This window comes from Microvirga terrae (genome assembly GCF_013307435.2).
Taxonomy (GTDB): domain Bacteria; phylum Pseudomonadota; class Alphaproteobacteria; order Rhizobiales; family Beijerinckiaceae; genus Microvirga; species Microvirga terrae.
This window is the reverse complement of record NZ_CP102845.1, coordinates 3,403,558-3,417,917: the sequence shown is the minus strand read 5'-3', so window position 1 is coordinate 3,417,917 and position 14,360 is coordinate 3,403,558. Positions and strand designations below refer to the sequence as shown.

Here is a 14,360-nt window from a genome sequence, read left to right as displayed (position 1 = left end):
AATGGCCGGGACGGCCCGGCCATGCTGCATCGCCCGTGAAAGCGGCCGTCAGACGTCGAGATCGTCGTCCTGCGGCTGGCGAATGCCGTAGCGGCTCTCGAGGGCGCCGTTGCGCGGCTGCGGGCGCACGCGTTCGCCGTTCTCGTTCCCCGAACGTTGGGGACGGTCGGAGGGATCGCGTCCGATGCGGGAGGCGAGCTGCGACAGGTCGAGGAACTCGTCGGCCTGGCGACGCAGCTCGTCCGCGACCATCGGAGGCTGGGTCGTCACCGTGGAGACCACGGAGACGCGCACGCCGCGGCGCTGCATGGCCTCGACCAGCGACCGGAAATCCCCGTCGCCGGAGAACAGGACCATGTGGTCGATGTAAGGGGAGAGCTCGAGCGCGTCGATGGCAAGCTCGATGTCCATATTGCCTTTCACCTTGCGGCGGCCGGCGGAATCCACGAACTCCTTGGTGGGCTTCGTCACCACCCGGTAGCCATTGTAATCGAGCCAGTCGATCAAGGGGCGGATGGAAGAATATTCCTGATCTTCTACAAGCGCCGTATAGTAGAATGCTCTGACCAGCATGCCCCGGCTCTGAAATTCCTTCAGCAGGCGCTTGTAATCGATATCGAAGCCAAGGGTTTTGGTGGTAGCGTATAGGTTGGCGCCATCAATGAAGAGAGCGATCCGCTGCTGGCCTGACATAAGTATTCTCTATTCGTGTCTGCCGGAGCGGCATAACAACCTGTATTGTTCAAGCGGCATCTATTATTTACGCTGGCAATGGAATTGCGCGAAAAAATCCCGACGCGCCTTGAAACCGGCTGCTATTAACCCTTCGGACGAGTAAAAACGACAAAGCAAAATACTTAATGGCGTGTAAATTCCAAGAGTCAAGTTGGCGGAACCAAGGCAGTCAAGTCTTTGTGTGACAAATAAACAGCTATCTATGATTTCAGGCTGCGGCTGCCCGGTTTGACAGCCGGAAGAGCTGCCAGTTCGGCCGGGAGCTGGTCCGGCGGATAGGCCGGAATATCGAGCTGGACCAGGGACACCAGAGGCACGCCGAGGTCGGCCTTGCCGCCGGAACGGTCGATCAGGCAGGCCGCGCCGAGAATCGTCCCAGGATGCTCCCGCAGGGCCGCCAGGCATTCCCTAGAGGAAAGTCCAGTCGTGACGATGTCTTCGACCATGACGACCCGTGCGCCTTCCGGAATCGTGAAGCCGCGCCGCAGGACGAAGTCCCCGTTCTCCCGCTCGACGAAGATCGCCTTGGCGCCCAGGTGCCGGGCCGTCTCATAGCCCGGAACGATGCCGCCCACGGCCGGCGAGACGACGTAATCGACCGACCCGAAGGTGTCCTTGATCTTCTCGGCCAGCGCGCGGCAGACCCGCTCTGTCCTGGCCGGATCCTGGAACACGAACATCTTCTGCAGGAAGACCGGGCTGTGCAGCCCCGACGAGAGAATGAAGTGCCCTTCCAACAGCGCACCGGCGGAGCGGAATTCGTCGAGAACGTCGTTCTGGGTCATGGCTTCGGTCTCCTCGACGGCTGTTTGGCAGGCAGGCCGGCGCGAGGCAAGGGGAAACAGGCAGCCCTATCGCGAAGAGCGGGCGATCCCGGCGAGCCACCCGGGCAGGTCCGCGAGCGACGGCAACTCGGCGAACCGGGGATGAGCCGTCGGGAGCGGAGCGTCCTCGTGGGCCCAGACGAGGTGATAGGGGATGAGGGCCGCATAGCTGCCGGCCTCAAGCGCGGGCAGAACATCCGATCGCACGGAGTTGCCCGCCATGGCCGCATGGTCCGGACCGGCGCCATGGCGGGAGAAGATACGCGCGTAGGTCTCGGCCTTCTTCTCGCTGACGATCTCGACGCCCGAGAAGAAGCTGCCGAGCCCCGATGCGGCGAGCTTCGATTCCTGGTGGAAGAGGTCCCCCTTGGTGATCAGGATCAGCTTGTATTGCGCGGAGAGTTCCTCCAGGGCCTCGCGGACGCCCGGGAAGGGATCGACGGGATGCCTCAGCATCTCCCGTCCGGCCGACAGGATCTCGGTGAGGACGCGACTGGACACCTGGCCGTCGCTGACCGAAAGCGCTGTCTCGAGCATCGAGAGCGTGAAGCCCTTTGCGCCATAGCCGTAGAGACCGAGATTGCGCCTCTCCGTCGCCTCGACCTCGGCTTCGAGCGTCTCCGCATCGACGAAATCGGCAAGGAGTTCGTTGAAGCGCTGGCGCGTCATCCGATAGAAGGTTTCGTTGTGCCAGAGGGTGTCGTCGGCATCGAGGCCTAGGAGCGAGATGGGCATGGGGAAGCTCGTTCGCGCGTATGACGGGGTGTTCCAGCGCCGCTATCGGGTGGCGTGCACGAAAGCTTCGAAGAGCCTGTTGCCCGGATGGTCCTGCGCGGCGAACAGCTCCTGATGCCATTGGACCCCGATGGCGAAGCGACGATCGGGGATCTCGATGGCTTCGATGATCTCATCCTCCGCGCGGGCGCTGGCGACGGTCCGGTCGGACAGGGTCACCACGGCTTCGCGGTGAAAGGTGTTCACCGTGAGTTCGGTCTGCCCGACGATGCGCGAGAGCAGGGTGCCTTGCTCGATCGCCACCTTGTGGACGGTTCCGCGTCGGTCGTGATCCATGATGTCGGGTCCGAGCGTCCGCAGGTCCGGCGACAGGCGGCATCCGTGCAGGGCCGCGAGAACCTGCATGCCGTTGCAGATGCCCAGAACCGGCTTGTCGCGCTCCAGGAAGCCGCGCATCAGGGCGATCTCGATGTCCAGCCGCTCCGACCGGGGAGCCTTGGAGACCTGCCCGTCGACGAACCATGAATCGGGGAAGGCGAAGCGGCCGCCCACGCTGAGGAAGCCGTCGAACCCGTCGATCACCGGCTCGATCATCTCCGGAACATACGGGATGCCGAAGGGAAGCCCGCCGGCCCGCTGGATCGCCACGAAATACGCTTTCGTCATGTCGTAGCGCGTGCCGTCGACGCTGGTGTTCTCGTCCATGATGACGGCAATGCGGGGCAGGTGCGGCATGGCGGTCAGCCCGTGATGCGGTCGACGCGGCTCACCACGCGCTTGGCGCGCAGCTCCGCGATGATGGCGTTGAGGTGCTTCAGGTCCCAGACCGTCAGGTCGATGGTCATGTCGGTGAAGTCCTGGGTGCGCCGCTTCATGGAGACGTTGTCGATGTTGCCGTCATGATCGGCGATCACCTGGGTGATCTGCGCGAGCGATCCGGGCTCGTTAATCGACTGCAGCTTGATGCGCGCCGGGAAGCGCTGCGTCGAACCCGATTCCAGGTCCCAGCGCACGTCGATCCAGCGGTCGGGCTCGTTGTCGAAGGCCGCCAGCGACGGGGACTGGATCGGGTAGATCGTCACCCCCTGGCCGGCGGTCAGGATGCCGACGATGCGGTCCCCCGGAACGGCGCCGCCTTCCTGGGCGAAGCGGATCGGCATGTCCTTGTTGAGGCCGCGGATCGGAATGCCGCCGGGATGCTCGCTTCCGGCCTTCTTGCCCGCACCGTCGGGCTGGCTGCGGCCGTCCGCTCCGGCGCGGCGCTCGTCCAGGTAGTCGGGATAGACGGCCCGCACCACGTCGCCGGAGAACATCTCGCCGCGGCCCACGGCCGCCAGCACGTCCTCGACGGAGACCCGCGCCAACCGGGGCAGGGCGCCCTTCAGCTTCTCGTCGGAGAAGGGCCGGCCGGCCCGCTCGAAGGCGCGTTCCAGGATCTGGTGGCCAAGGCCGGTATATTGCCGGCGCACGGCCGCACGGGTGGCCCGGCGGATCGACGCGCGCGCCTTGCCGGTGACCACGAGCGATTCCCAGGCCGCCGGGGGCGTCTGGCCCTCGGCGCGGACGATCTCCACCTCGTCGCCGTTCTGCAGCTCCGTCAGGAGCGGCGACATGCGGCCGTTGATCTTGCAGCCCACCGCCGTGTTGCCGACATCGGTATGCACCGCATAGGCGAAGTCGATGGGGGTCGCGCCGCGCGGCAGCGCGATCAGGCGCCCCTTGGGCGTGAAGCAGAAGACCTGGTCGTGGAACAGCTCGAGCTTGGTGTGCTCGAGGAACTCCTCCGGATTGTCGCCCTCGGCCAGGAGGTCGATGGTCCGGCGCAGCCATTGATAGGCCCGGCTCTCGGTGGCGAGGCGCGAATCGCCGTTGACGCCTTCCTTGTAGAGGGCGTGGGCGGCGATGCCGTATTCCGCGACCTCGTCCATGTCCTCGGTGCGGATCTGCAGCTCGACGCGCTGGCTGCCGGGCCCGATCACCGTGGTGTGGATCGACCGGTAGTCGTTCTGCTTCGGAGTCGAGATGTAGTCCTTGTACCGCCCCGGCACCATCGGCCAGCTCGTATGGACGACTCCGAGCGCCCGGTAGCATTCGTCGATGGTGTTCACGATGATCCGGAAGGCGAAGATATCGGACAATTGCTCGAAGGAGACGGATTTGCGCTCCATCTTGCGCCAGATGGAATAGGGCCGCTTCTGCCGGCCCGATACCGACGCCTCGATGCCCTGCGCGCGCAGCTTCGTCGTCAGGGTCCGTTCGATCTCGTCGACGAGCTTCTCGTTCTTGGCCGACAGCTCGTGGAGGTGGCGCTTAATGGCCTCGTAGGCTTCCGGATCGAGGTTCTGGAAGGACAGCTCCTCGAGCTCCTCGCGCATCTCCTGGATACCCATGCGACCGGCCAGGGGCGCATAGATGTCGAGGGTCTCCTCGGCGATGCGCTTGCGCTTGTCCGGCGGCATGAACTGCAGGGTGCGCATGTTGTGGAGGCGGTCGGCGAGCTTGACCAGCAGGACCCGCACGTCGTCGGCGATGGCCAGAAGAAGCTTGCGGAAGTTCTCGCCCTGGGCCGCCCGCTTCGACACGAGATCGAGCCGTTTGATCTTGGTCAGGCCGTCGACGAGCGCGCCGATCTGGGGGCCGAAGGTCTTGTTGATTTCCTCCAGGGTCGCCTGCGTGTCCTCGACGGTGTCGTGGAGAACCGCCGCCGCGATGGTCGCGTCGTCAAGCTTGAGGTCCGTGAGGATGGCTGCGACTTCGAGGGGATGGCCGAAGAACAGGTCGCCGGAAGCACGCTTCTGGTTGCCATGAGCCATCATGGCATAGATGTAAGCGCGGTTGAGAAGCGCCTCATTGGCCGAGGGGTTGTAGCGCTTGACCCGCTCGACGAGTTCATACTGGCGCATCATGCGGCCGCAATCTCCTTATGGCCCGTTATCTGGCTGAAATGACGAAGCTATCGAAGATATTGTACAACGTCTTCCAACCGCAAGCTGAATAGCTTGCCGCAGGCTGCCGATACGGAGCCCGGAACGGCCTGCCCACAAAAAAAGCCCGGCATCGAGCCGGGCTTTCGAGATTGGCTAAACCGATTATTCGCGGTCGTCGTCGTCCGCGCTGCTGCTCGGAGGCACGAGGCCTTCAAGGCCGCGGAGCAGGTCCTCTTCGCTCATGCGGTCGAACTGGATGTCCGCGTCGTTGTCGCTGCCGGTGGAGGGGGCGGCTGCCGTATTGCTGAGCATCGGGACGGCTTCGGCCTCCGGCTCGTCCACCTCGACGTATTTCTGCATCGAGTGAATGAGCTGCTCCTTCAGGTCGTCGGGAGCAATCGTCTCATCGGCGATCTCACGCAGGGCCACGACCGGGTTCTTGTCGCGGTCGCGGTCGATGGTGAGCGGGGAACCCGAGGAAATGAGGCGAGCCCGGTGGCTGGCCAGCAGAACGAGCTCAAACCGGTTGTCGACCTTGTCGATGCAGTCTTCGACGGTCACGCGAGCCATGCGGGGCTCCTTCTTCAGTCTTGAGAAATTCGGAAGGGGGACCGGATACACCGTTCGGCGCGAGAAAACAAGAGGAACCGTTCTCCGGCAGGGACTTAACCGGTCGTGCATCTGCGCACGCCGGGTTCGCCATGGCATTGATACATTGTTTCAGGACGTGACGGGAAGCCAAAGGTGATCCTTGAAGGGATTGCGCAGGGTTATGAACCGGCTCGGGCGGCGTGTGAATCGGCTCCTGGCCAGGATGGGTGTCCAGAGGATGGGTTTCGACCGAAGCCTCCTGGTCGGGTGGCGGCGCCGTATCCGGTGAACAGGCCAAGCGCGTCCCGACGGGCCCTACGCCTTGACTCCTCGGCGTCCGGGTGCGAGTCCCGCGCGGATTCGATCAATTGAGGGTTTCGCTCCCGATGAAGCGCGCATTCATATTCCCCGGCCAGGGAAGCCAGGCCGTCGGCATGGGCAAGGCCCTGGCCGATGCCTTCCCTCAGGCCAAGGCGGTGTTCGACGAGGTCGACGAGGCTCTCTCCCAGAAGCTCTCCGCCATCATGTGGGAAGGCCCGGCCGAGGAGCTGACCCTCACTGCCAACACCCAGCCGGCCCTGATGGCCGTGAGCCTCGCCGCCATCCGGGTCCTGGAGGCCGAAGCCGGTCTCGACCTCAAGAGGCATGCCGCCTTCGTGGCCGGTCATTCGCTCGGCGAATACTCGGCTTTGGCCGCCGCCGGCAGCCTTTCCATCGCCGATACGGCCCGGCTGCTGCGGATCCGCGGCAATGCCATGCAGAGCGCCGTTCCGGTCGGGCAGGGCGCCATGGCGGCGCTTCTCGGGCTCGAATACGACGCGGCTCTCGAGGTGGCCCGAGAGGCTGCGCAGGGCGAGGTCTGCGATGCGGCCAACGACAATGGCGGCGCCCAGGTCGTCGTGTCGGGCCATAAGGCCGCCGTGGAACGGGCCGTGGCGATCGCCCAGACCAGGGGCGCCAAGCGCGCCGTGATGCTGACCGTGTCCGCCCCCTTCCATTGCGCCCTCATGCAGCCGGCGGCGGACGCCATGCGCGAGGCCCTGGGCGGCGTGACCGTCAATACCCCGGTCGTTCCGGTCGTGGCCAATGTGGAAGCTGCCGCCATCACCGATCCGGCCGCCATCCGCGACGCCCTGGTGCGCCAGGTCACAGGCACCGTCCGGTGGCGCGAGAGCGTGGCCTTCATGGCCGCTCAGGGTGTTGAATCATTTCATGAGGTCGGCTCCGGCAAGGTTCTGACCGGACTCGTGAAACGCATCGCGGCCGGCACCTCGGCCGCGGCCATCGGCACCCCTGAGGATGTCGCCGCCTTCAAAGCCTCCCTGAACGGATAAGAGGAGCCCTGCATGTTCGATCTCACCGGCCGCAAGGCTCTCGTCACCGGCGCCACGGGCGGCATCGGCGGCGCCATCGCCCGCGCCCTCCATGCCCAGGGCGCCACCGTGACCCTGTCCGGAACCCGACGGGCGGCCCTCGACGAACTGGCTTCGTCCCTGGGCGAGCGCGTCCATGTGGTCGAGGCGAACCTGTCGGACAAGGACTCGGTCGAGGCGCTCGTTCCGGCCGCCGAGACCGCCATGGAAGGGCTCGACATCCTGGTCAACAATGCGGGTGTGACCAAGGACAACCTGTTCATGCGCATGAAGGACGAGGAATGGGACACGGTGATCGCCGTGAACCTGACCGCATCCTTCCGCCTGTCGCGGGCGGCCGTGAAGGGCATGATGCGCCGCCGCTACGGACGTATCGTCAATATCGGCTCGGTCGTGGGCTCGACCGGCAATCCGGGGCAGGGCAACTATGCCGCCTCCAAGGCCGGCCTGATCGGCATGACCAAAGCCCTCGCGGCCGAGGTCGCCAGCCGCAACATCACCGTGAACCTCGTCGCCCCGGGCTTCATCGAGTCGCCCATGACGGACGTGCTCAACGAGAAGCAGCGCGAGGGAATTCTCGGAACCATTCCCATGGGGCGGCTCGGCCAGGGCGATGAAATCGCCTCGTCGGTCGTCTATCTCGCCTCCACCGAGGCCGCCTACGTGACGGGTCAGACCCTGCACGTGAATGGCGGAATGGCCATGTTCTAAAGGAACTTATCCTGCTTTCCGGAATCTGTTTGCAGGAGCCGTTCACCCCTCGCCAGACAGGATAAGCTTGTGTTAAGCATGATCCCGATCAGGTCAAAGGGGTTGACCGGCGCTTAAAAATGCGGCTTTGCACGGCGCAGGATGGCCGTTTCAGCGTTGTCAGCTGAACAGCTGATCTAAATTGATTTCTTAATCCGCCCAATTCCTGAGGCGGCAGCCACTGAGGAAAAAACGATGAGTGACGTCGCTGATCGCGTGAAGAAGATTGTTGTCGAGCACCTCGGCGTCGAAGCCGACAAGGTGACCGACAACGCCAACTTCATCGACGACCTGGGCGCCGACAGCCTGGACACGGTCGAACTGGTGATGGCTTTCGAGGAAGAGTTCAACGTCGAGATCCCGGACGACGCGGCTGAGACCATCGTGACGGTCGGCGACGCCATCCGGTTCCTCGAGAAGAACGCAGCCTAAGGGGCTGAAACAGGGCGTCGGATGACTCATTCGACGCCCGAATTTTATGAATCGATAGGGCAGGAATTCATGCGCCGGGTAGTCGTTACAGGTCTTGGCATGGTCACGCCGCTCGGCAGCGGGGTCGACGCCACATGGTCCCGCCTCGTCGAGGGTCAGAGCGGCGCCAATAAAATCACCGATTTCAAGGTCGACGATCTCGCCTGTCAGATCGCCTGCCAGATCCCCCGGGGCGACGGCTCCGCCGGCACGTTCAATGCCGACGAGTGGATGGAGCCCAAGGAGCAGCGGAAGGTCGATCCGTTCATCGTCTATGCGATGGCGGCCTCCACCATGGCCCTGCGGGATTCCGGCTGGGAGCCGAAGTCGTACGAGGACCAGTGCGCGACCGGCGTGCTGATCGGCTCCGGCATTGGCGGCATCGGCGGCATCTACGAAGCCTCGGCGACCCTGATCGAGCGCGGCCCCCGCCGCATCTCGCCCTTCTTCATCCCCGGGCGCCTGATCAACCTGGCCGGCGGCTACGTGTCCATCGAGCACGGCCTAAAGGGGCCGAACCACGCCGTGGTGACGGCCTGCTCCACCGGCTCCCATGCCATCGGCGACGCGGCCCGCCTCATCGCCCTGGGCGACGCGGACGTGATGGTGGCCGGCGGCACGGAATCGCCCATCAACCGGCTCTCCATCGCGGGCTTCGCCGCCTGCCGGGCCCTGTCCACCAATTTCAACGACGATCCGACCCGCGCCTCGCGTCCCTACGACAAGGACCGCGACGGCTTCGTCATGGGCGAGGGCGCCGGGGTCGTGGTGCTGGAGGAATACGAGCACGCCAAGGCCCGCGGCGCCAAGATCTACGCCGAGGTCATTGGCTATGGCCTGTCGGGCGACGCCTACCACATCACCTCGCCGTCCGAGGACGGGGACGGAGCCTATCGCTGCATGGCCGCGGCCCTCAAGCGGGCCGGCATCGACGTCTCCGAGATCGACTACGTCAACGCGCACGGAACGTCGACGCCGCTCGGCGACGAGCTGGAGCTGAAGGCCGTCGAGCGCATCGTGGGCAATGCGGCCGGCAAGCTCTCCATGTCGTCCACCAAGTCGGCGATCGGACACCTTCTGGGGGCGGCCGGCGCCGTCGAGGCGATCTTCTCGATCCTGGCCATGCGCGACGGCATCATTCCACCGACCATCAACCTCGATAACCCGTCGGTGGAAACGGCGATCGACCTCGTGCCCAAGCAGGCCAAGCGCAAGGAGGTCAATGTCGCCCTGTCGAACTCCTTCGGGTTCGGCGGGACTAACGCTTCGCTCATTCTTCGTCGCGTATCCTGAACCTGGCGACCGCCCGTTACGGCTTTTCGCCATAATCCCCGTTAGGGTGTCGGCGGACCGGCAGGACCGCCGGCCGATACCAGAAAAGCGGCGTAATGTTCGGACGAAAGAAAAAGCTCCTTCTCCCTCCCGTGGACGATTCCGACCACGGTGCGCAGCCTCGTCTGGCACCCCGCTCTCCGAACGAGGCCATCAAACCCTCCATGGCGCCGCCGCCGCCGCCGAGGCTCCGCCGCCGCCGCAGGGGGATGCTGTCGCTTCTGAGCGGCCTGCTGACCCTTCTCGTCGCCGTGGCAATCGCCGGCATCTTCGGCTTCTCCATGCTCCAGCACGAGGTGGCGGCTCCCGGGCCGCTGCAGAGCGACAAGGTCGTGGTCATTCCCCGCAACACCGGCACGGGCGAGATCGCCAGCATCCTCAAGGAGGAGGGCGTCATCGATCAGCCGCTCCTGTTCCAGGCCTATGCCCACATGAACCGGCAGCGCGGCCAGCTGAAGGCGGGCGAGTTCCAGTTCAAGGCCGGCACCAGCATCGAGGACGCCATTGACACCCTCATCCAGGGCAAGGCAATCCTGCATACGGTCACGGTTCCCGAAGGCCTGACGAGCGAGCAGATCGTCGCCCGCCTGTACGAGCACGAGATCCTCGCGGGCGATGTGACCGAGACCCCGCGCGAGGGCTCGCTCCTGCCCGATACCTACAAGTTCGAACGCGGCACGACCCGTCAGCAGATCATCAACACGATGCAGGCGGCCCAGCGCCAGGCCATCGAGCAGATCTGGCAGCGCCGCTCCAGCGAATTGCCGATCAAGTCGCCCCAGGAGCTCGTGATCCTCGCCTCCATCGTGGAGAAGGAAACGGGCCGGGCGGACGAGCGCACCCGCGTGGCGGGCGTCTTCATCAACCGCCTCATGAAGCGGATGAAGCTTCAGTCCGATCCGACCATCGTGTACGGGCTGGTCGGCGGGAAGGGCACCCTCGGCCGCGGCATCCTGCGCAGCGAGATCGAGGCCGCCACACCCTACAACACCTATGTGGTCGAGGGCCTGCCGCCTGGTCCCATCGCCAATCCCGGCCGTGCCGCCCTCGAGGCCGTGGCCAACCCGTCGCGGACCAAGGATCTCTACTTCGTGGCCGACGGTTCGGGAGGCCATGCCTTCGCCGAAACATACGAGCAGCATCAGCGCAATGTGACGCGCTGGCGGCAGATCGAGAAGAGCCGTCCGGCTCCCGATGCGAACGATGTGGACCGGGTGGCGCCCGATGCCGGCGACCAGACGAGCCTTCCTGCAGGCGTGACGCCTGCCTTGCGCGGCACCGCGAATGCGCTGCCGACTTCTGGGGGGCGGCCAGGGCGCGGTTTCGACGCGAGCGAGGGGACCGACAAGGACCCGCTCAAGAACAAGACCTTCGATCTGAACAATCCGAAGAACGTTCCGCCTCTGCGTCAGCCGTGATGCTCTGCGGGCGGCATCCTATCGATAGTGTCCGGGACTTTCCTGCTGCAGCTTCAGCTTGAGGGTCCGGCCGGACCTTTATCAGCTTTGTCATCACCGGCCTTGTGCCAGTGATCCCGGTTGGAAGAGCGCCGCGCCTCACCGCATCGGGATGGCCGGGACGGGAAGGCTTCACGCTGTCATTGTGAAAGGCTCTCGCGAACGCCTCACGAAGAAATCGACTCTTGGATCGGCGCGCATTATGGTCGCGCCGATTTTTCATTCCGTTCGAGGTTTGCGCATGTCCATTGCGAGCATGACCGGTTTTGCCCGCGAAGCCGGTGTCACGGGTTCCTACCAATGGGCCTGGGAACTCAAGAGCGTGAACGGTCGCGGGCTCGAGGTCCGGGTTCGCACACCCTCCGGCCTCGATGCGGTGGGTGAGGACGCGCGGGGGCAGATCCTCAAGGCGCTGACCCGCGGCCAGGGTCAGCTGAACCTGTCGCTCAGCAGGGCATCGTCGGCCCCCAGGCTGCGCGTGAACCAGGATGTGCTGCAATCGCTGCTCTCGGCGATCGGCGGCCTGACGCTTCCGGACAATGTGCAGCCCGCCTCGCTCGACGGTCTGCTGTCCGTGCGCGGCGTGGTCGAGCTGGACGACGATGCCGCCGATCCCTCACAGGACGAGGGGCTGGTTGCGGCTCTGAAGGCGGCGGTCGGCGCGCTGATCGGGTCTCTCAAGGCCGCGCGGCTGAAGGAAGGGCAGGCGCTCGCGGTGGTTCTCGGGCAGCAGCTCGATCGCATCTCCAGCCTGGTCGACGAGGCCGAGGCGGCACCGGCCCGCCGGCCCGAGGCCATTCGCGCCCGGCTGGAGACCCAGATCGCCGAGCTGCTCGACGGCAGGGCCGGTCTCGATCCCGACCGCCTGCACCAGGAAGCGGTGCTCATTGCGGCCCGGGCCGATATCCGCGAGGAACTCGACCGGCTGCGGGCCCATGTGGACGCGGCCCGCGGCCTCCTGCAGGAAGGCGGGCCGGTCGGACGGAGGCTCGACTTCCTGGCTCAGGAATTCGGGCGCGAGGCCAATACTCTGTGTGCGAAGGCCAATGATGTGTCCCTGTCGCGGATCGGGCTTGAATTGAAGGCCGTGATCGAGCAATTCCGTGAGCAGGTTCAGAATGTGGAGTGATGCGGTGAGCCAGGATTCGAAACCTCCGGTCGGACGTCGCGGCCTCATCCTCATCCTGTCGTCCCCGTCCGGCGCCGGAAAAACCACACTCACCCGCAGCCTCGTGGAGGAGCGGGCCGGCGTCCTCTCGGTGTCCGTCACCACCCGTCCCAAGCGTCCCTCCGAAATCGAGGGCAAGCATTACCACTTCATCGACGTGGACGAGTTCAAGGCGATGCGCGAGCGCGATGAACTCCTGGAATGGGCCGAGGTGCACGGCAACTTCTACGGTACGCCGCGCAAGCCCGTGGAGAAGACGCTGGCCGCCGGCCAGGACATGGTGTTCGACATCGACTACCAGGGCACCCGCCAAGTCCGTCAGAAGCTCCCGGACGACGTGGTGACCGTGTTCGTCCTTCCGCCGAGCTTCCGGGAGCTGAAGGCGCGGCTCGAGCGCCGGGCCGAGGATGCCCCCGAGGTCATCGCCAAGCGCCTCGCCAATGCCAGGATCGAGATGGAGCGTTGGGTCGAGTACGATTACGTCATCGTCAACGAGGATCTCGGCAGGTCCTTCGAGAGCCTGAAGGCGATCCAGACGGCCGAACGGCTGAAGCGCGAGCGCCTCGTCGGCCTGTCCGACTTCGTCGAAGGGCTCTTGGCCGAGAAGATCGACTGACGCGGCCGACCGCCTACACCAGCGCGAGCGCGTTCCGGCGCTCGTGGCGGGCGATGGCGTGGGCGATCAGCACCTCCATGAGCTCGCCCTGAGGCAGGCCCCCGGCCTCCCAGAGCTTGGGATACATGCTGATGGCCGTGAACCCGGGCAGGGTGTTCACCTCGTTGACGAAGAGGCCGTCGTCGTTCTTCGGATCCAGGAAGAAGTCGACGCGGGCCAGGGCCTCGCAGGCGAGAGTTCTGAACGTCAGGACCGCGAGCTCCTGGATGCGGCGTGCCTGGGCCGGCGGGAGATCCGCCGGGATGCGCAGGAGAGCGCCGTCCGCATCGATGTACTTGGCATCATAGCTGTAGAAGCCGTGGCTGTCGGACGGCACGATCTCCCCAAGCGGCGACGCCCGGACCTCGCCGGCGGCGTCCTCCAGCACCGAGCACTCGATCTCGCGCGCCCCCGTGACGCTGCGCTCGACGAGCACCTTTCTGTCGTAGCGGAAGGCGCGCTCGCAGGCCCTGTCGAACTCCTCGGGCGAGGGAGCCCGGGACACACCGACGGACGAGCCCATATTGGCGGGTTTCACGAAGAGGTCGGAGGTGCCCAGGGCCTCCGCGGCGGCCCGGTAGTCGACGCGGGTTCCGGGCGTGAGCGTCAGGAAGGGAACGACCGGCAGACCGCTGTCGCGCAGGAGGCGCTTGGCGATGTCCTTGTCCATCCCGGCGGCGGAGCCCATCACGCCGGATCCCACATACGGAACATTGGCCAGTTCGAGACAGCCCTGGACGGTGCCGTCCTCGCCGTTGGGCCCATGGAGCACGGGAACGACCGCATCGAGGCGCAGGGATCGCGACGGCCCATTGCGGTCGAGCACGATCGTCTCGCCGGCCCCGCCCGGAAGAAGGGCCACCTGCGGGGCTCCTTCCGGGATCTCCAGGGACTGAGCGCCCCGTCCGGCGCCATTGCCGTTGTCACAGAGGAGCCAGCGGCCGTCCCGGGCGATCCCGATGGGCACGATGTCGTAGCGGTCGGGATCGAGGGCGCGCAGGACGTTGGCCGCCGACAGCTTCGAGACCTCATGCTCGGCCGAGCGTCCTCCGAACAGAAGCCCGATCGTCTTTCGCGACTGCGACATGCCCGCTTCCCTTCCCGTGCGGCCGTCGGGGCCGCTCCTGTCGATGCGATCTTGGGAGAGGCGCGGTTAAGGTCCTGTGAAAACGGCTGTCCGCGCCGGTTCAGCGGCGTCCTATAGGCTTGGATTGTGGTGGGACGAGTATCGAGGGTGGCGTTGTCCAGCGGGACGGGGTGAACAGAACGCATGGGCGCGTCGGCCTCGCATGGACGCACTCCGCTGTCATGGCCGGGCTTGTCCCGGCCATCCCGACCCGGA

Annotated in this window: 14 protein-coding genes; 7 read left to right on the top strand and 7 right to left on the bottom strand. The window is 65.5% G+C overall.

The genetic code is table 11. The annotated features are described in order from the left end of the window. Nucleotides 1–48: 48 nt before the first annotated feature. The 6 genes from HPT29_RS16080 to rpoZ form a co-directional block, all read right to left on the bottom strand. Nucleotides 49–693, bottom strand: a complete 645-nt coding sequence (locus HPT29_RS16080) for a LabA-like NYN domain-containing protein (protein ID WP_173946419.1) — start codon at nt 691–693, stop codon at nt 49–51. Between the two features lie 242 nt (nt 694–935). Then, nucleotides 936–1,520, bottom strand: coding sequence for an orotate phosphoribosyltransferase (gene pyrE, locus HPT29_RS16075; RefSeq protein WP_173946420.1), 585 nt, complete (start codon nt 1,518–1,520; stop codon nt 936–938). 66 nt (nt 1,521–1,586) lie between these two features. Next, a complete protein-coding gene (locus HPT29_RS16070) occupies nt 1,587–2,294 on the bottom strand; it encodes an HAD family hydrolase (RefSeq protein WP_173946421.1) in 708 nt (235 codons plus the stop codon). A gap of 42 nt (nt 2,295–2,336) precedes the next feature. After that, entirely contained in the window at nt 2,337–3,029 is a 693-nt protein-coding gene (locus HPT29_RS16065; protein WP_173946422.1) for a gamma-glutamyl-gamma-aminobutyrate hydrolase family protein, read from the bottom strand. Nucleotides 3,030–3,034: 5 nt separating this feature from the next. After that, a complete protein-coding gene (locus HPT29_RS16060; RefSeq protein ID WP_173946423.1) occupies nt 3,035–5,200 on the bottom strand; it encodes a RelA/SpoT family protein in 2,166 nt (721 codons plus the stop codon). A gap of 183 nt (nt 5,201–5,383) precedes the next feature. After that, on the bottom strand, nt 5,384–5,791 hold the full coding sequence (gene rpoZ / locus HPT29_RS16055; RefSeq protein WP_173946424.1) for a DNA-directed RNA polymerase subunit omega: 408 nt from the start codon (nt 5,789–5,791) through the stop codon (nt 5,384–5,386). Nucleotides 5,792–6,198: 407 nt separating this feature from the next. On the opposite strand from rpoZ, the gene fabD reads away from it, so the two are divergent. The 7 genes from fabD to gmk all read left to right on the top strand — a co-directional run bounded on the left by fabD (nt 6,199) and on the right by gmk (nt 12,979). Continuing rightward, entirely contained in the window at nt 6,199–7,146 is a 948-nt protein-coding gene (gene fabD, locus HPT29_RS16050; RefSeq protein WP_173946425.1) for an ACP S-malonyltransferase, read from the top strand. A gap of 12 nt (nt 7,147–7,158) precedes the next feature. Then, complete coding sequence (fabG, locus tag HPT29_RS16045) at nt 7,159–7,896, top strand: 3-oxoacyl-[acyl-carrier-protein] reductase (protein ID WP_173946426.1); 738 nt, start codon at nt 7,159–7,161, stop codon at nt 7,894–7,896. Nucleotides 7,897–8,130: 234 nt separating this feature from the next. Next, on the top strand, nt 8,131–8,367 hold the full coding sequence (locus HPT29_RS16040; RefSeq protein ID WP_009764365.1) for an acyl carrier protein: 237 nt from the start codon (nt 8,131–8,133) through the stop codon (nt 8,365–8,367). A gap of 69 nt (nt 8,368–8,436) precedes the next feature. Continuing rightward, nucleotides 8,437–9,699, top strand: coding sequence for a beta-ketoacyl-ACP synthase II (gene fabF / locus HPT29_RS16035; RefSeq protein WP_173946427.1), 1,263 nt, complete (start codon nt 8,437–8,439; stop codon nt 9,697–9,699). A gap of 95 nt (nt 9,700–9,794) precedes the next feature. Beyond that, nucleotides 9,795–11,156: an endolytic transglycosylase MltG gene (gene mltG / locus HPT29_RS16030; RefSeq protein ID WP_173946428.1), complete on the top strand. Its 1,362-nt coding sequence runs from the start codon at nt 9,795–9,797 to the stop codon at nt 11,154–11,156. A 280-nt stretch (nt 11,157–11,436) separates the two neighbouring features. Then, on the top strand, nt 11,437–12,324 hold the full coding sequence (locus HPT29_RS16025) for a YicC/YloC family endoribonuclease (RefSeq protein WP_173946429.1): 888 nt from the start codon (nt 11,437–11,439) through the stop codon (nt 12,322–12,324). Next, nucleotides 12,314–12,979 carry a guanylate kinase gene (gene gmk, locus HPT29_RS16020; RefSeq protein ID WP_173946440.1) on the top strand — a complete coding sequence of 222 codons (666 nt, stop codon included), beginning with the start codon at nt 12,314–12,316 and terminating at the stop codon, nt 12,977–12,979. Before HPT29_RS16025 ends, gmk begins: the two co-directional genes overlap by 11 nt. A 13-nt stretch (nt 12,980–12,992) precedes the next feature. Here the strand turns inward: gmk and HPT29_RS16015 are convergent, their stop codons facing one another. Next, entirely contained in the window at nt 12,993–14,105 is a 1,113-nt protein-coding gene (locus HPT29_RS16015; RefSeq protein ID WP_173946430.1) for a D-alanine--D-alanine ligase family protein, read from the bottom strand. Nucleotides 14,106–14,360 lie beyond the last annotated feature (255 nt).

What these genes read in the sequence shown, in the direction of transcription:
- mltG (WP_173946428.1), top strand. Translation starts at nt 9,795, where the DNA reads ATGTTCGGACGAAAGAAAAAGCTCCTTCTCCCTCCCGTGGACGATTCC.
- HPT29_RS16040 (WP_009764365.1), top strand. Translation starts at nt 8,131, where the DNA reads ATGAGTGACGTCGCTGATCGCGTGAAGAAGATTGTTGTCGAGCACCTC.
- HPT29_RS16025 (WP_173946429.1), top strand. Translation starts at nt 11,437, where the DNA reads ATGTCCATTGCGAGCATGACCGGTTTTGCCCGCGAAGCCGGTGTCACG.
- HPT29_RS16015 (WP_173946430.1), bottom strand. Translation starts at nt 14,105, where the DNA reads ATGTCGCAGTCGCGAAAGACGATCGGGCTTCTGTTCGGAGGACGCTCG.
- fabG (WP_173946426.1), top strand. Translation starts at nt 7,159, where the DNA reads ATGTTCGATCTCACCGGCCGCAAGGCTCTCGTCACCGGCGCCACGGGC.
- HPT29_RS16080 (WP_173946419.1), bottom strand. Translation starts at nt 693, where the DNA reads ATGTCAGGCCAGCAGCGGATCGCTCTCTTCATTGATGGCGCCAACCTA.
- fabD (WP_173946425.1), top strand. Translation starts at nt 6,199, where the DNA reads ATGAAGCGCGCATTCATATTCCCCGGCCAGGGAAGCCAGGCCGTCGGC.
- HPT29_RS16070 (WP_173946421.1), bottom strand. Translation starts at nt 2,294, where the DNA reads ATGCCCATCTCGCTCCTAGGCCTCGATGCCGACGACACCCTCTGGCAC.
- gmk (WP_173946440.1), top strand. Translation starts at nt 12,314, where the DNA reads ATGTGGAGTGATGCGGTGAGCCAGGATTCGAAACCTCCGGTCGGACGT.
- pyrE (WP_173946420.1), bottom strand. Translation starts at nt 1,520, where the DNA reads ATGACCCAGAACGACGTTCTCGACGAATTCCGCTCCGCCGGTGCGCTG.
- HPT29_RS16065 (WP_173946422.1), bottom strand. Translation starts at nt 3,029, where the DNA reads ATGCCGCACCTGCCCCGCATTGCCGTCATCATGGACGAGAACACCAGC.
- fabF (WP_173946427.1), top strand. Translation starts at nt 8,437, where the DNA reads ATGCGCCGGGTAGTCGTTACAGGTCTTGGCATGGTCACGCCGCTCGGC.
- rpoZ (WP_173946424.1), bottom strand. Translation starts at nt 5,791, where the DNA reads ATGGCTCGCGTGACCGTCGAAGACTGCATCGACAAGGTCGACAACCGG.
- HPT29_RS16060 (WP_173946423.1), bottom strand. Translation starts at nt 5,200, where the DNA reads ATGATGCGCCAGTATGAACTCGTCGAGCGGGTCAAGCGCTACAACCCC.